This window comes from Paraliobacillus sediminis (assembly GCF_003426055.1).
Window position 1 is genome coordinate 678384 of sequence record NZ_QJSI01000001.1, and the last position, 16951, is coordinate 695334.

Here is a 16951-nt window from a genome sequence, read left to right on the forward strand (position 1 = left end):
ATGGAATATTAATGAAAAAGATTCGAGTCACTTCAAAAGGAAGTGTAACAAAATCGATTATAACTTTTTTAATTTTAGTAACCGTGTTTTTTGTAGCGATCGACATCGTTAATTTGGATATTCAAAAATTTTTTGAAAGATTAGAAAACGTACCGGCCGTAATAGCTAGAATGATGGTTATAGATTTGAGTGTAGTCCCGGATATCTTGTTGGCATGTGTGACCAGTTTATCGCTTGCTTTCTTGACTTTAGTTGTTTCTGTCATAGTAGCCATGTTGTTTAGCTTTCTAGCAGCGGGAAATATTACTCCCAATCTATACGTAGCAAATTTCATTAAAGGCTTTTTTGCGATAATCCGTTCGGTACCCTCACTTGTTTGGGGGTTAATGGTTATTGCTAGTCTTGGTTTTGGTTACACATCAGGATTCATTGCGTTGTTATTGTCGGCAGTGGGTTATCTTGTAAAATTATTTACAGGTAGTATTGAAGAGGTTGGTACTGATATTGTTGAAGCTATGAAATCAACCGGTGCTTCCTGGTTTAATATTATCTTTCATGGATTAATTCCACTCTGTGTTACGTCCTTTTTTGGATGGATTACTGTTCGATTTGAAGCCAATGTAGCGGAATCAATTGGTTTAGGAATTATCGGGGTTGGTGGAATTGGTCTACTATTAACAAAGGCTATTGGTGCCTATAATTACGCACAAACTACGACCATATTAATTGTCATATGCCTATTGATGTTAGTCTTAGAGTTTTCCATGACGAAGCTTAAAAGAATAGTGAAGTACGGTCAAAGTTAAATGAAATTTAAATTTGGAGGGAAAAACGTATGGTGAAGAATGCAAAATTAAATTGGGTTCGTTTGCCCCTTGAGAGTGTTGAAAATTGTCGAGAGTTAGGCGGCTATAATACGCAATACGGTGAGCAAACAAAATGGCACGAATTATTAAGATCCAGTGATATGAGTAAGTTAACTCAAAATGATATCGATTTTTTTAGAGCATATGGAGTGAAGACAGTCATTGATTTACGTGGAGAAGATGAAACTCAAGAAAGTCCTAACGTTCTGATAAATGAAGAATTCTGCACATACTACAATTTTCCACTGATCACTGAACAGGTTTCTAATATTGCCTTTTCTACAGAGAAAGTATTCATGGGTGATTTTTATGTGAAGTTGCTGGAAAATAATAAGGTGATCTCTCAGATATTCGATCGAATCGCTCATGCGGAAGATGGAGCTATTATTTTTCATTGTGCAGCAGGTAAAGACCGAACTGGTATCTTGGCAATGCTACTTTTAAGCTTAGCCGGTGTTGAAAAAAAGGATATCCTATCAAATTATGAAGTTAGTTATACAAATTTAGAGTCTATGCACAACTTGGATAAATTGTATAAAGACGTCCCAATGGAACTTATATACTCAAAGCGTGAATACTTGGAAAAAGCATATGATTATCTTATAACTAATTACGAAACGGTTGAGCAATACTTATTAGCTAAGGGTGTAGACCAAGAGACAATTACGGTGGTGAAGACAAGAATAGTTGGTAAGGATTCTGTTATGGCAGTATAGTTAGCTTTGGGGAGCTTGTGACTTTCCCGTTACAACTCTGGTGTTATCAGGGATGTTGAAGAATGTAAGTAACAAGGATGCGCTTTTTAGCGCATTTTTGTATTTCAGGCTATTCAATTTAACTGAAATTAGCTCTAATCGAGTTTCAACTACGAAAGATTAGACAAGTAGTTGTTTTTTCTTTGTTAAACATAGGTGCGTGCTAAAACTTTTAATAGCATTTGCTTATGCTGGACTTGGTGAATGGCATCAAAATTTTTAGCAGTAATCAAATAAGGATTATATCGAATAGAAATTTACGGATGAATGAATAGATGGATGCTATACAATCGCTTGACTCTGTGCGGTCATACGTCCAAGCTCTTTTTGTTTTTTATAGTTTTGCAACATTAAAGATACATCTACTTGCCCTTCTTCTTCTGAAACAGGTTTTTCCGGTATTGGTTGTTTCTTTAGATTTCTATACCAACCTGGGACTTCCTCTATCTTCGCTGTATAAGTTTGAGCTTTCTTTTGTTTTGTTTGCTTTGTAAAAGTGGACTTTTCTTGTTTTGTTTCTTCCACATTGGTAATTCCTTTCTTGCTCCAGGATTGCAGGATGCCTTTCACGTATCCCCAATTATTTTTGTTTTTATCTAATGCATTTTTCATCGCTTCTTTTACTAATGCTTCACCACTATTCGCAATCCATTCAAGCACCTCCTCGGTAATATAAGGACGAACATCTCCAAAGTTTTCTATGTAAAAGGTTAGTGCTTCTGATTCTGTACTGTGTTGTTTCTTCGCAGGGTTTGTTTCTTGTGGTTTTTCTTCAAGTTCATTACTTTGACAAGTGTACAGGAGTGAATGCATTTCGTACTGTGCTGCTTGATTTCCTCCCCTCGATTGAAAGGATATATAGCCTTTTTCTTGTAGTTCTATTCGTGCACGTTTAAATGCACTATCTTTTAGTCCGGCTTTGATTCGGAGAACGCCTGTTGCAACGGTGAAGGTTTGTTTCCATCCTGTTTTATTATTTATATGCATCAACGTATGCCATAAAGCAACAGCAGATGAGGATAAAGGATTGATTTCGATTTGATTGTAAAATGCATTCATTTCTTTTATGTAATTCATTTGATCGCATCCTGTTCCGTTAAATTTATTGTGAATCCCGTTTGATTCTATAATCGATCGGACAGTTACGGTTGGTGTCTATTTGTTTCGTTTTATTTTGAAATAACTAATAAAGGTGAGCTGCTGTTGTCTGTACTGTTTTAAATTACTCTTTTTATTTAGTAATGGGGCCATTGAGTAGTCTGCTAAAGTTCGTATAATAGGTGGTATTGCGGTTCATAGTGGACGACAGAGGGAGGTCGTAGCTGCTAAACTACAAAGAAGTAGTAGAATTAATTGTAATTATAGTGACGATCAGGAGTGAGGATATTTTTTCTATTGGTGAAATTAGTTATCGAAAAGAAGCAGAAAACCCGCCTCTGCTTCCTCAATGATTTGCTTCAATAAATGCGTTGAATTCACTTTCTCTAAAAGTAGAAAAGGTATGCAGAAATGCTTGGACATCCTCTTCTGATTTAAATGTTTTATTAAGTAAATGGCGTTCGATATGATAGGTTGTTCCGTCACGCAAGGTTATTTTATAAATGTCTAAGATGAGGTCACTGGCATTACTGCGCATGACAGCCATGCCGTGTATTGGGTTTGTTGGATGAAGTAACATGCCTTCATAATAAGAATGCGCTGCAATGTTTTCGTCTACTAACAAGCTCAGGTTTGGGTTAGTCATTAGTCGTTCTCCTTTTAATAGATTACTTCCATTTTACGTTATTCTCTTGTTTAGTGGCTTCTGATTTTATGTCCATTTCATTACACTTTAGCTAGACTCTAAGCTGGTGTCTCTAATCGCATAGTAAAGTTTTAATGTACGTGTTAGTTGAGTTTTTAATTGATAAGTAGATTCTTCGAAATCGATTGCCGTGCCATTACGAAAGATGATCGTTGATTGGGTTTGTTTCCTTCTTGCTTGTGGGTGTTCGATTATTTTATCTATATGCTTGGCAAACACCCAACTACAGCTAAAGTTGGGTGTTTGCGTGGGAAATGCATAAATCTGTGCGCGTTCATAGATAATAATTGGTACTTTACGGGTTGAACCAATTAGCTTACTTGCTGCTTTTTGTCGTCCTTGATAGGTGGAAGCTCCTGCTATGCAGTTGGTAGTTATGATTGCAAGCGGTGTTTGTTGCACAAGCAAGTCATGCGTTGTTTCCCGCACAATTGCTTGATAGTCTATCGCAATTAATCTGATAGACCATACTTATTTTCAACATGAATATCTACCCTTTTCCATCGCATAAATAAGAGTGGCTAGGATTCGGAGTCACTAGAATGATGTAATAGATTCTTAATATACGTATGATCAAGATGTAGTTTCTCTTCTAGCAATATACTACTTGTTAAACTCGGAGAAGTAATTCCTCTTTCAATCCGTCCTATAGCCACCGTACTATGCCAATTTGATAGGCCAATTCTTCCTGTGACAGTTCATGGATATTTCGTTGATTCTGTATGTAGTGCCCATAATTTCATTTGAATTGTTCACGTGTCATTTGAAGGCCCTCTTATTTATTCTCCAAGAATGAATAAGAAATGAGTAGAAATTATACTATGGTTACTGGTAATTTAAGGTTATTATGTGAATTTTATTTTAGTTGGGCAAATATAAACAATATTACTTACCTAAGCATGACTTTTCATTTGGTAAGAATATGGAGTAAAAATTAATTGGTGATTAGTAAAAGGAATACGAAGTCAAAAGGATGTCAGTTTAGTAATAATCTATTGTTTATTCATGGAAAATATTTGTTTAATGAAAAATCAGACCACTTGTTAAAGTAGAATGAGCAAAAACAGTCTATTACTCAACAAAGTAATAGACTGTTTTTTTGTGATCATGAGCAAGCGCGTTATTTATAGTTATTCTTTGACCATTTCATCCATAACCCAATTAGTTCTAGTAGCAGATACTGAGGTACTTGGGCACTCAATGGCTTTACCTGTCAATTCACCAACAATAGTTTCTACAAGGGGTTGATGGACATGTTGGATTGGGTCAAAGCTCCATTTCTCAGTTCCATTGGAGGTTGTTAATATAACGGGATCATGTTCAAAGGTTGAGAAGGTGATTTTGCCTTTACTACCAATGATTTCATTCGTATCAGTTTTTTCAAACGCAGAAAAACACCAGTTACCTGTACCATGAACACTAGATTCAAATAAATAAGTTGCTGTAACGATATCTTCTGCGGTGTAGAAACCTGCTTGATTAGAAGCAAAACCCTTAACAGATTTAATTGGTCCAATTAGGTAATCCAAGATATCTAACGTATGGCTTGCTAAATCAAAAAATAAACCACCGCCAGAAATTTCAGGCTGAAGTCGCCAAGGAACATCGTTAGAATTAACTATATTTTCCGAGACCTGTTGGAACTGGTTGGTAAGTACGAAGCGAATGTCGCCAATGGCTTTGTTTTCTAGTAGCTCCTTTACTTTAAGAAACCGTGGTTGTGCTCTCCTGTAATAAGCAACAAACAAAGGAACTCCCGCCTCTTTACAAGCAGCAATCATTTTTTTACATTCACCTGCGTTTCGTGCCATTGGCTTTTCCACATAAACCGGTTTACCTGCCTGTGCGGCTTTAATCGTATACTCCATATGTGATCCTGGTGGTGTTGCAATATATACAACATCCACTTCCGGATCATTAATAAGTTTGTCTGCGTCATCATACCACTTTGGAACATTGTGCCTTTTTGCATAGTCCTCAGCAAGGTGAGCCGTCCTACGCATAACAGCAACCAATTCTGAGTCTTCCACTTTTTGAAAGGCAGGGCCACTTTTTACTTCTGTTACGTCCCCACATCCGATAATTCCCCAACGTACCTTGTTCATTTTCAATTCTATCCCCTCCTTATGATTACAAGTATCCCTATTCTACCATTTCGAGGAAGCAGGGGACGGTTCTCTGCTTCTTTTTAGAGCTTATTTTTGAATAGTTTGCTAGTAGCACCTGTTTTTGGGTGCCTGTGGTCACTTCCAGTTTTATGTCAAATTAATGTTCTCGGTAAAGAGAAGCCTTGTGAGGGAAATTGTCGCAAGGCTTTTTTTGTTTGAAAATTTTTTGGTATTTGTTGAATTGGAAGTTTAGAGGGCTGTTGTTAGATGAAATTTAAAATTCACTTTATGGAAATAGGAAAACGGGTTAATTTTGTGCGTTAAATTAACTATTTATTGATTTTACAGATTTGGTGGATCCTTCTATTCTTTAAAAAAGAGGATTGTGGGAGGTTCATGTCATGACAACAATCGTTCAGAGTATTGGTTTAAAGGGAATGGAAGGTTATCCTGTGCAAGTGGAAGTACAATTGATTCCAGGGTTGAATCTGTTAGTATTGTGGGCCTACCAGATACGTCTGTCAAAGAGTCAAAAGAAAGAGTGATGGCAGCTTTATATGCTTATGATATCACCTTGCCGGATCAGAAGATTGTTGTTCATCTATCTCCTGCAGAAGAGCGGAAGAATAGTGACGAGTGAAGTGGAGAAACAAGGTATCCCACGCCATTATTTAACTATTCTTTCGCGAGAGGGAATGTTGGATCGAGCATCACATGGAGTTTATGTTACACCTGATGCATTTGAAGATGAGATGTATATGCTTCAGATGAAAAGTCCTAAAGTGGTATTCTCTCATGAAACAGCATTGTTTTTCCATGATTTAACGGATAGAGATCCACTTGAATGGTCCGTTACAGTACCTTACGGGTACAATGCTACTAAACTAAGGGATTCTGGTATTCAAGTACATTCTGTAAAAAAATCGTTATATCTAATGGGAACTACTGAGGTTGAAACTTTGTTTGGAAGAAACGTTACAGCCTATAACAAGGAAAGAACCATTTGTGACATTATTCGAAATCGAAATAACATGGATATTGCCATCTTAAATGACGCATTGAAAAGATACCTTGGCAGTAAAGACAAGAATATCTCTTTATTAATGAAATATGCCAAAGAGTTATGGGTACAAAAAATTTTAAGAAGTTATACGGAGATTTTATTATGAAGAGTTCAACACAAATAAAAGCCTTAATAATAATTTTATAGATAAGTTTGAAGGCATGCTAATCGCAGGTCTTTTTTTATGCCCCAAAAGAGAGGAGCAGCGATATTTTAAGAATAACTTAATTTATAGAGGGAGAGATTGCATAATGGCGTGGAAGCGTTGTCCTCGATGTGATAGTAATAGAGTTAGAGTGTTAAATAAAAGTCTAAGTAAACCTGGATATGGATGTTTCGGTATCATAATGATAATTATATTTTTCTTTCTTAGTATTAGTGTTATTGCTGGAGTGATTAGCAGTCGCTCGCTGTTGTTCTTACTGTCAATTGATACACTGGTGGTTATTGTTATTTATGGTTTAAATTTTATTTATTGGAAAAATAAATGTGAAGCTAATCGAAAAGTAATAGCAAGAAATAATGCGACTACTTATTTATTCTGTAAGGATTGTGAGTATAAATTTTATATAGAAGACTAATATACGTGAGAGCTGGTGGCTTTCACTTCCTATTTTGTACCGAATGCAGTTTCTCTGTGTGTGGAGAAGTCTTGTGAGAGAAATCGTCGCAAGGCTTTTTTTGTTGAAAAAGTTTTGGGATTATAGTCGAATCAACTTTCCAGCTCGGAATAGCACAAGTATTTACTCAAAAAGATCACTAGAAAGTACATATAGTTGTCTATACCATTTTTTGCTTTCAAGTAAAAATATATATGAATTTTTCTTTATTTAATCGTATCCTAGATTATTACCACCCCTGTAATTGATGTAGACCACTATATTGATTGAATAATATGCTTATTGAGTATACCATTAGGATAATATAAAAAATGAATGTAATGGGAGAGGATCTTTATGTTTGGTCTATTTAAAAATAAAAATAAAGTAGCCGCGGTTGAGGAGTTTATTATGCCAATTGAAGGTGAAATTATTGACATCACAGAAGTGGAAGATCCTGTTTTCTCGGAAAAAATGATGGGGGACGGATTTGCGATTATTCCAGCTACTGGTTCTGTGATTTCACCTGTTGATGGAGAAATTGTTAGTGTGTTTCCAACAAAACATGCCATTGGAATTAAATCTGTGGAAGGATATGAAATTCTCATTCATGTAGGCCTTGATACGGTTCAGTTGAACGGAGAAGGCTTCACTGCCCTTGTTAAAGACGGGGAGAAGATAAAGGCTGGACAAGAAATTTTACAGTTTGATTTAGAAATTATTAAGAAAAAGGCGTCATCATATGTAGTTCCTGTGGTCTTTACTGATTCGACAAAAGTGAGTGTGAAAAAGTTTGGGAAAACAGCACAAGGCGAAAGGGACATCTTGTCTTTTGACTAAGAACAGGCATGAACATAAAAAGCTACTTGATTTGGAGTGATACTCCTTTCAAGTAGCTTTTTTATATTTTCAAAATTATGAAAATATTTTCATTGTTTAAGATAAGGTAATGAAAACGCATGAAAACAGTTACAACACCATTGAATAACGATAAGTTGGACTATATGATACGAGTATAAGTTTAAGTGAGTTTCCGCATAACACTTATAATACTTAAAGGAGGTAGACTTTATGAAGAAAACTTTTGAGAAAGCGCAGCAATTTGGTAAATCGTTTATGCTTCCGATCGCCGTTTTACCGGCTGCTGGTTTGTTATTAGGAATTGGTGGAGCATTGTCAAATCCTAATACGGTTTCAGCTTACCCATTTTTAGATATTACTTGGTTGCAAGCTATTTTTATGATTATGAGTGCTGCCGGTAATATCGTGTTTGCAAACTTGCCAATCATCTTTGCGGTGGGTGTGGCGGTTGGATTAGCTCGTTCAGATAAAGGGACGGCTGGATTAGCGGCGATGATAGGTTATTTTGTTATGAATAGTGCCATCAATGCCTTACTTACTTTAACAGGAGAATTAGCTAGTGATAATTTAGCAGGTGCAGGTCAGGGGATGGCTGTTGGTATTCAGACACTAGAAACGGGTGTGTTTGGTGGAATTGTTGTCGGGATAGTCGCAGCATTTCTTCACAATAAATATAATAAAATTGAATTGCCACAAGTGTTAGGCTTCTTTGGAGGATCTCGATTCATTCCAATAGTAGTTTCATTTGTTGCCATTTTTATCGGAGCAATTCTATTTGTAATTTGGCCTTTTTTTCAACTATTTATTAATCAACTTGGATCGCTTGTAACCAGTACAGGCGAAATTGGCACACTTTTATATGGATTTATTTTACGGTTGCTTGGTCCTTTGGGCTTGCATCATATTTTCTATCTGCCATTTTGGCAAACAGCTCTTGGTGGAACGATGGAGATTAATGATAAATTAATAAGTGGTACGCAAAATATCTTCTTTGCGCAATTGGCGGATCCGTCTACTGGACAGTATTACGAAGGCGTATCAAGATTTATGTCGGGTAGGTTTATTACGATGATGTTCGGTTTGCCGGGTGCGGCATTAGCGATTTATCATTGTTCTAAAAAGAATAATAGAAAAGTTGTTGCCGGAATTCTACTTTCAGCTGCATTAACTTCTTTTTTAACAGGGATTACCGAACCACTTGAATTTAGTTTCTTATTCGTTGCACCACTTCTTTACTTTGTACATGCGGTGTTTGACGGATTTGCTTTTATGATGGCTGATATCCTTAATATTACGGTTGGACAAACCTTCTCAGGTGGGTTTATTGATTTTATATTATTTGGAGTCCTTCAAGGTGGAGATAAAACGAATTGGCCTTATGTTCTGCTAGTTGGAATTCCGTGGTTCTTCTTATATTACTTCACGTTTAAATTTCTAATTAAGAAAAAGAACTACAAGGTCATTGGTCGTGAAGACGCGGAACAAGTTACTGAACAAGTTACTGCTACAGATCGTGCGAAAACAATTGTCGAAGGATTAGGTGGAGCTAATAATATTGATATTGTCGATTGTTGTGCAACGCGACTTCGGGTTACAATTAAGGATGAATCCTTGGTTCAAGAGGAAGTCATCAAACAGACGGGATCTAAAGGGATTGTTAAAAAAGGAACAGGCGTTCAAATTATCTATGGACCTCAAGTGACGATCGTGAAAAACGAAGTGGAAGAGTATTTAGGTGAGTAATAAGATTTTATAGTAAGGACGTGTTTGGACATGCATCAAGTGTTAGGTCAGATTGAAAAGGGATTAATTGTTTCTTGCCAGGCTTTAGAAGGGGAACCGTTACACAGTTCTTTCATTATGGGGCGTATGGCGGTAGCTGCAAAAGAGGGTGGAGCTGTTGGGATTCGTGCCAACTCTGTTTCAGACATAGTCGAAATCAAAAAACAAGTAGGGTTGCCGGTCATTGGCATCATTAAACAAGTGTACAAAGACCATCCAGTCTTTATTACACCTACGATGAAAGAGATCGATGCCTTAGCAGAAACGGGTGTCGAGATCATTGCCACAGATGCGACAAATCGTCTTCGACCTGATGGTTGCGATTTAGCGACATTTTATAAAGAGATAAGATCTAAGTATCCTGATCTCTTGTTGATGGCGGACGTCTCTTCGGTGGAAGAAGCGATGTTTGCCGATGAGTTAGGGTTTGATATAGTGGCGCCGACTTTATACGGCTATACAGCGGAAACAAATGGATTAAAAATTGATGATCATGATTATGAGGTTATTAAACAAATTGTAAAAAAAGTAACTAAAGCAAAGGTTTTGGCAGAGGGAAATGTTTCGACGCCAACAATCGCACGTTCTGTCCTAGATAGTAATGTTCATGCGGTCGTTGTAGGTGGCGCAATTACAAGACCACAGCAAATTACAAAAAGATTTGTTGAGGCATTGGTACAAGATTAACGATGATTGAATAGTTCTTGAGTGGGATTATCTCGCTAGCTAGATTAACGCTGACAAAACAAAGAACAGATATTTTTAACCCAGGCGATTTTGCTTGGGTGATTTTTTGTGGAGAAATATGTATGGGAATCTATTTGGATGGAATATTATTGGGTGCTTTTGTTGTAGTTATTGTATTCTTATCATTTTTAGGGAAGAATAGGGTATATGTTCGTGTATAATTGAGGAATGAATTTCAGATATAATGAACATATGAAACTCGCGTAAAATGATTGAGCCACGTATCCTGAAAGGGGAGGGGAATATGGAATATCTCGGTGAGAATCTGATCCATGGTATCGAATCTAGTATAGAAAAATTCACTAATTCTGAAGCAGATCTAGCAAAATATATCATATCCAATTCAGAAGAAGTTAGCCAGTTAACGATTAGTCAAATTGCAAAAAAAAATCATGTTTCACCAGCCACAATTACTCGATTTTGCCAAAAAATTTCATTTTCAGGATTTAATGAATTTAGGCATGAATTAAAACGGTATATCGACTTACGAAACAAACCAACTGTGACAAGTGACATCAAGGAGATTGATTACTTTTCTAAACTTTATCAAAACCATTTAGAGATTATTGAAACGACCTTTCGAAAAATCACGTATCCGGACATTCAACAAGTCGTTGCTCTTTTAAATAAAGCAAAGAAGGTTCATGTTTATGGAATAGGCAACTCCGGGATTGCTGCACAAGAGTTTAAATGGAAGTTTTTTCGAGTGGGTATCTATGTGGAGTCGATTACCGATCCACATCAAGCAGTAATGGACGCAGCATTAACGACAGAAGACAGTTTAGTGATTGGAATTTCGATTTCGGGAAAAACAAAAGAAGTCATCGATGCGGTTAAAATCGCCAAGCAACAAGGCGCAACTATTTTAGCGATCACCAGTGAAAAAGCGTCGGAACTCTACCAGTTAGCAGATTTATCGCTTTTAGTCATGAGTAGAAATAATATGCATATGGCCCAGAACATTTCACCAACCTTACCACTCTTCCTTATCTTTGACTTAATTTACACAGAACTTGTAGCTAAGGATTATATAAATAGGACGCAAATTCGTAAAAAAACGCTAAAAGCATTAAATGAATTCTCGTCAGAGGGTTGAAGTGAGGAAGCAGGGGACGGTTCTCTGCTTCCTTTTTCAATCAAATCTATACCGTTTACAATTCAAAACTATGAAAGTATGATTCTGAAAAGGTAAAAAGTGGGGATTAAACAAAAGATTTAGCGGTTTTTTTCGTGGCAATTTAAATAGATATAGTTTATCTGTTTAGCATCAAGGGGTTGCACATTGTTCCAAAAATTCGCCCCCATGACTAAGTAAAGTGCTAGCTCAGAACGACAATATTTTATCAAATATCAAATATCAAAGGAAGCAGAGAACCGTCCCCTGCTTCCGTCTCTCCCCCCCTTGACTTTTACTTTCAATAAGATAAACTAAAGGTAAAATGTTTTACTAACTATTCCTAAAGGCTATACTGCGTTATATGTGATTAGTGGATGTAAGGTAATTCAGCTAGGAGGAAGAAGCGATGGCGACGATTAAAGATGTGGCGAAAACAGCGGGTTGTTCTATTACAACTGTATCACGTGTATTAAATAATGATCCAAAGCTTTCTGTTTCAGATCAGATGCGTGAGAAAATTTATCAGGTTGCTGATCAACTGGATTATAAGAAGAAAATTATCCGACCATTAATTAAAAATATCGTATTCTTATATTGGCTAACTGACATAGAAGAACTAGAAGATGTCTATTTTAAATCGATGCGGTTAGAATTAGATAAATTGGCCAAGAAATTTAATGTCGAACTTACAACATATAAAATTAATGAAGGAATTGAGCAGATTCCAAATGATATTGAAGGGTTTATTGCAGTGGGTACTTTTTCCAATCAAGAGCTAGTTCAACTAAGGGAGTTAACACCAAATGGCGTCTTTATCGATACGACCCCTGATCCCTATCACTTTGATTCAGTGCGACCGGATTTAGCACAAGTGACGCGGAGAACAGTTGACTTTTTAGTGGACAAAGGACATAAAGAAATTGGGTTTATTGGTGGGACTTTCCGCAATCCAAATACCCATGAAGATGAAATGGATATTAGAGAACGAACATTCCGGCGGTATATGGCGGAAAAGGGTTTATTAAACGAAGATTTTATCTTTTGCCACAGAGGATTCTCTGTCGCAAATGGCTATCACTTAATGAAGAATGCCGTCGAGACACTGGGTGATCAATTGCCGACTGCGTTTTTCACAGCTGCTGATCCGATTGCCGTTGGATGTTTGCAAGCATTAAACGAATCGGCGATTGCGATACCAGACAGAGTATCAATTATTGGCATTAATAATATTAGTGTTGCGAAATACATCTCTCCACCACTGACGACATTCGATATTGATATCCACGAAATGTGCAAGAATGCGTTGGAATTATTAGTAGAAAGAGTTGTAGAGAAGCGTAAAATAGTAAAAACATTATATCTCGGCCCGGAAATGATCATTAGAAAAAGCACAAACTAATATTAGGGCGAAAAGGAGAGACCATTACCAAGCGATAAAAGGTAATGGTCTTTTCGTGTGGAAGCAGGGGAAGGTTCTCTGCTTCCGTTTAGTAAAATACGATGATAATATAGTAAAATATTTTACTTAATAAAAGTAAAAATATATTGAATAAAAGGTAAAAATTTTGTTTACTTATTATATTTCATGTGCTATATTTATATCAATAAAACGTTTTCATTAATTAAAGGAAGCGGTTTATTGCAATTTATTATATAAAAGGGAGATGTATCCTAATGATAAGATTAAAAAAATACTTAGGACTTATTAGTTTTACAGCATTGCTTTTTGCTTTAGTTGCTTGTGGACCTCAGGAAAGTAATGGAGATGCAGGTGATTCAGATGAAAGTGCAGAAGAAACGAATCAATTAACCGTTTGGGCAGATATTGATAAATCTGCAGGTATAGAAGCTGCAATCACTACATTTGAAGAAGAACATGATGTTGAAATAGAAGTAATCGAAAAGGCTTACGCACAACAAGTGGAAGACTTACGTTTAGATGGACCAGCTGGTACAGGCCCAGATGTTTTCACAATGCCTGGTGATCAGATTGGTACAGCTGTTACAGAAGGTTTACTTAAAGAGTTAGATGTAAGTGAAGATGTTCAATCAATCTACACAGATGTTGCGATGAATTCTCAAATTTACGACGGTAAAGTTTATGGTTTACCAAAAGCAGTTGAAACAAACGTGCTTTACTATAACAAAGATCTTGTTTCAGAAGACGAAGTTCCTACTACATTAGATGGTTGGTATGACCTATCCCTAGAATTAACAGAAGGTGAAAACTATGGTCTATTAGCTCTATTTGACCAAATCTACTATGCCAATGGTGTATTAAGTGGTTATGGCGGATATGTATTCGGGAAAGATGCTGACGGTAACTTTGATCCAAGCGATGTTGGATTAAACAACGAAGGCGCAATTGAAGGGGCGGAATCGATTCAAAAGTTTTATGATGAGGGTCTTTTCCCATCAGGTTTAGTTGGGGAACAAGGTATTAATGTGTTAGATTCCTTATTCTCTGAAGGTAAAGCTGCTGCAGTTATTTCTGGCCCATGGAACTTAGGACCATATGAAGAAGCAGGAATTAATTATGGCGTTTTGAAATTACCTGAATTAGCAAATGGGGAAAATATGAGTGCTTTTGTTGGTGTGAAAAGCTACAATGTCAGCACGTATGCTGAAAATCCAGAACTTGCAGAAGAATTAGTTGAATTCATTACGAATGAAGAAAATTCAAAAACAAGATATGAAATTACAGGCGAAGTGCCAGCTGTTAAAGCATTGGCAGATGATCCTGTAGTTACTGAAAGTGAAGCAGCACAAGCTGTCGCACAACAGTCTCAGTTCTCAGAATTAACACCAAGTATTCCTGAAATGAATGAAGTTTGGACGCCTGCTGATGCAGCATTACAAACAATTGCTACAGGTAAGGCCGATCCAGAAGAAGCATTAAACCAAGCTGTAGAAACAATTAAAGGACAAATTGAAGCAAACCACGCTGGACAATAATTTAAAATAACAGCTATATTATAAAAAAATGGTGTCAAATGATAACACGATGTTTGGCACCTTTCTAATTTAAAATCAGTGTTTCCTATATAAAGAGGTGAGAAAGGTGCAACATCGGACAAAAGCAAGCTTATTATCTATCATTCCTGGTTTTGGACAATTTTACAATAAGCAATGGGTGAAAGGTCTCGTGTTCCTAGGTTTTGGAGCAGCGTTTTTATTCGTATTTGGTGATATGTTGAATATGGGTTATTGGGGCATTCTTACCTTAGGAACTGAAGTGCCAAGAGATAATTCAGTATTTTTATTGGCGCAAGGTATTATTGCGATCCTCGTTACACTTTTAGGATTACTTGTATACTACCTGAATTTCCGGGATGCTTACAAAAATGGTGAATTACGTGATAATAACAGACAGCTCTATTCACTTAAACAGCAATACCACAATCTTGTAGATGCAGGGTATCCTTATGTAGTTAGTGGTCCCTCGTTTTTCATTTTAATATTCGCGGTTATCTTCCCTATTTTATTTAGTCTTGGGGTAGCCTTTACGAATTATGACTTATATCATTCTCCACCAGCTAGTTTAGTTGATTGGGTAGGATTTGATACATTCGCAAAAATTTTCACAGTTGATATCTGGCGTTCTACTTTTTTTGATGTTTTAGGATGGACGGTCATTTGGACACTCGTTGCTACTACATTACAAGTTGGTCTTGGTATTTTATTAGCAGTAGTTGTAAACCAGAAGGATATCCATTTCAAAAGAGTCGTTCGAACAGTCCTCGTATTACCATGGGCTGTACCAGGATTTGTTACGATCTTAATTTTCGCAGGTCTGTTTAATGACAGTTTTGGTGCCATTAATAATGATATCTTAGCCTTCTTTGGAATTGATGCGATTCCGTGGTTAACTGATGCAGCATGGTCAAAACTAGCGCTTATTCTGATGCAGGGATGGTTGGGATTCCCTTATATATTCCTAGTAACGACAGGGGTCTTACAATCTATTCCGGATGATTTATATGAAGCGGCAACGATTGATGGCGCATCTATTTTTGCTAAATTCAAGCATATTACAATGCCAATGATACTACTCGCAATTGCGCCGATTATCATTACGCAATATACCTTTAACTTTAACAACTTTAATATTATTTATTTGTTCAACGGTGGTGGTCCTGCTGTGCCGGGATCTACAGCTGGAGGAACAGATATCTTAGTATCTTGGATTTATAAATTAACCATGCAATCCAGTCAATATTCTCTAGCAGCTGCGTTAACTATTTTGTTATCTGTATTTGTCATTGGAATTGCATTATGGCAGTTCAGACGAACAAATTCATTTAAGGAGGATTAAGAGCTAATGACGAACATGAAGAGAAGTAAATTCACTCGACTCTTTGCCTCTTACTCTTTATTAATTTTCATGATGATCGTGATTATTTATCCGTTGCTTTGGACTGTGGGCGCAAGCTTTAATCCAGGTAATAGTTTAATAAGTACGTCACTCATTCCTGAAAATCCGACTTTGGATCATTACAAAGAGTTATTTGCAGGCAAAGAAAGTCTACAGTATGGACAATGGTATTTAAATTCAATAAAAATTAGTGTTTTAACCATGATTGGAACAGTTATAAGTGTTTCATTTATGGCCTATGCTTTTTCACGGTTTCGTTTTGTCGGTAGAAAGAATGGTTTAACCTTATTCTTACTATTACAAATGATCCCACAGTTTTCTGCTTTAATTGCACTATTTGTATTAGCTCAAGTTCTTGGCTTGATGAACAGTCATTGGTTGTTGATCTTCCTTTACATTGGTGGCCAAATTCCAATGTGTACGTATCTAATGAAAGGTTATATTGACTCGATTCCAATCTCATTAGATGAAAGTGCACGAATTGATGGCGCGAGTAATACAACGATTTTCTTTCGGATTATCATGCCATTATCTAAACCAATGATCGCGGTTGTAGCAATGAATGGATTTATTATTCCACTTGCTGATTTCGTTTTAGCATCAACCATATTGCGATCACCTGAATCGTATACGTTGCCGATTGGTCTATACAATTTAGTTAATGATGTAATGGGAGCAAGTTACACGACGTTTGCTGCTGGTGCAATTCTAATCAGTATTCCGATCGCGGTAGTGTTCGTTCTCTTACAAAAGAACTTTGTATCAGGGTTAACATCAGGTGGAACGAAAGGGTAAGTACAAAGGATTTTTGGGAATTATTATTCCTAATAGGGCTTCAACCTAGATATCAGTAAATAGATAAATAACAATATGG

The 16951-nt window shown here is 36.6% G+C and carries 17 protein-coding genes; 13 read left to right on the forward strand and 4 right to left on the reverse strand.

Features of this window, described 5'->3' with window-relative positions; genetic code table 11:
* Positions 1 to 11 precede the first annotated feature (11 nt).
* A complete protein-coding gene (locus D2K60_RS03015; protein ID WP_117168506.1) occupies positions 12 to 806 on the forward strand; it encodes a PhnE/PtxC family ABC transporter permease in 795 nt (264 codons plus the stop codon).
* A gap of 29 nt (positions 807 to 835) precedes the next feature.
* Positions 836 to 1582 (forward strand): tyrosine-protein phosphatase, encoded by a 747-nt coding sequence (locus D2K60_RS03020; protein ID WP_117168507.1) that lies wholly within the window; start codon positions 836 to 838, stop codon positions 1580 to 1582.
* A gap of 321 nt (positions 1583 to 1903) precedes the next feature.
* On the opposite strand, the gene D2K60_RS03025 is transcribed toward D2K60_RS03020, so the two are convergent.
* From D2K60_RS03025 to D2K60_RS03040, 4 genes are all read right to left on the reverse strand, one after another.
* Positions 1904 to 2698: a DnaD domain-containing protein gene (locus tag D2K60_RS03025; protein WP_117168508.1), complete on the reverse strand. Its 795-nt coding sequence runs from the start codon at positions 2696 to 2698 to the stop codon at positions 1904 to 1906.
* Positions 2699 to 3065: 367 nt separating this feature from the next.
* Positions 3066 to 3365, reverse strand: coding sequence for a hypothetical protein (locus tag D2K60_RS03030; RefSeq protein WP_117168509.1), 300 nt, complete (start codon positions 3363 to 3365; stop codon positions 3066 to 3068).
* 87 nt (positions 3366 to 3452) lie between these two features.
* Complete coding sequence (locus D2K60_RS03035) at positions 3453 to 3854, reverse strand: competence protein ComK (RefSeq protein ID WP_162880676.1); 402 nt, start codon at positions 3852 to 3854, stop codon at positions 3453 to 3455.
* 701 nt (positions 3855 to 4555) lie between these two features.
* Entirely contained in the window at positions 4556 to 5530 is a 975-nt protein-coding gene (locus D2K60_RS03040; RefSeq protein ID WP_162880714.1) for a Gfo/Idh/MocA family protein, read from the reverse strand.
* A gap of 404 nt (positions 5531 to 5934) precedes the next feature.
* On the opposite strand from D2K60_RS03040, the gene D2K60_RS20820 reads away from it, so the two are divergent.
* The 11 genes from D2K60_RS20820 to D2K60_RS03095 all read left to right on the forward strand — a co-directional run bounded on the left by D2K60_RS20820 (position 5935) and on the right by D2K60_RS03095 (position 16872).
* Entirely contained in the window at positions 5935 to 6078 is a 144-nt protein-coding gene (locus D2K60_RS20820) for a hypothetical protein (RefSeq protein WP_240335266.1), read from the forward strand.
* A complete protein-coding gene (locus D2K60_RS20825) occupies positions 6033 to 6173 on the forward strand; it encodes a magnesium chelatase domain-containing protein (RefSeq protein WP_240335258.1) in 141 nt (46 codons plus the stop codon). The genes D2K60_RS20820 and D2K60_RS20825 overlap by 46 nt, the downstream gene beginning before the upstream one ends.
* On the forward strand, positions 6163 to 6702 hold the full coding sequence (locus D2K60_RS03050; RefSeq protein ID WP_205418573.1) for a type IV toxin-antitoxin system AbiEi family antitoxin domain-containing protein: 540 nt from the start codon (positions 6163 to 6165) through the stop codon (positions 6700 to 6702). The genes D2K60_RS20825 and D2K60_RS03050 overlap by 11 nt, the downstream gene beginning before the upstream one ends.
* Before the next feature lie 850 nt (positions 6703 to 7552).
* The gene (locus tag D2K60_RS03060; protein WP_117168514.1) at positions 7553 to 8035 is read left to right on the forward strand and encodes a PTS sugar transporter subunit IIA; all 483 of its coding nucleotides are present in this window, start codon (positions 7553 to 7555) and stop codon (positions 8033 to 8035) included.
* 231 nt (positions 8036 to 8266) lie between these two features.
* On the forward strand, positions 8267 to 9799 hold the full coding sequence (locus D2K60_RS03065) for a maltose/glucose-specific PTS transporter subunit IIC (RefSeq protein WP_117168515.1): 1533 nt from the start codon (positions 8267 to 8269) through the stop codon (positions 9797 to 9799).
* 30 nt (positions 9800 to 9829) lie between these two features.
* Positions 9830 to 10525: an N-acetylmannosamine-6-phosphate 2-epimerase gene (locus D2K60_RS03070; protein ID WP_117168516.1), complete on the forward strand. Its 696-nt coding sequence runs from the start codon at positions 9830 to 9832 to the stop codon at positions 10523 to 10525.
* 304 nt (positions 10526 to 10829) lie between these two features.
* Positions 10830 to 11681: a MurR/RpiR family transcriptional regulator gene (locus D2K60_RS03075; protein ID WP_117168517.1), complete on the forward strand. Its 852-nt coding sequence runs from the start codon at positions 10830 to 10832 to the stop codon at positions 11679 to 11681.
* Between the two features lie 427 nt (positions 11682 to 12108).
* Positions 12109 to 13101: a LacI family DNA-binding transcriptional regulator gene (locus D2K60_RS03080; protein WP_117168518.1), complete on the forward strand. Its 993-nt coding sequence runs from the start codon at positions 12109 to 12111 to the stop codon at positions 13099 to 13101.
* Between the two features lie 275 nt (positions 13102 to 13376).
* On the forward strand, positions 13377 to 14657 hold the full coding sequence (locus D2K60_RS03085) for a galactooligosaccharide ABC transporter substrate-binding protein GanS (RefSeq protein ID WP_117168519.1): 1281 nt from the start codon (positions 13377 to 13379) through the stop codon (positions 14655 to 14657).
* A gap of 106 nt (positions 14658 to 14763) precedes the next feature.
* Positions 14764 to 16017 (forward strand): galactooligosaccharide ABC transporter permease GanP, encoded by a 1254-nt coding sequence (locus D2K60_RS03090; protein WP_117168520.1) that lies wholly within the window; start codon positions 14764 to 14766, stop codon positions 16015 to 16017.
* A 15-nt stretch (positions 16018 to 16032) separates the two neighbouring features.
* Positions 16033 to 16872 carry a galactooligosaccharide ABC transporter permease GanQ gene (locus D2K60_RS03095; protein WP_117169090.1) on the forward strand — a complete coding sequence of 280 codons (840 nt, stop codon included), beginning with the start codon at positions 16033 to 16035 and terminating at the stop codon, positions 16870 to 16872.
* Positions 16873 to 16951 lie beyond the last annotated feature (79 nt).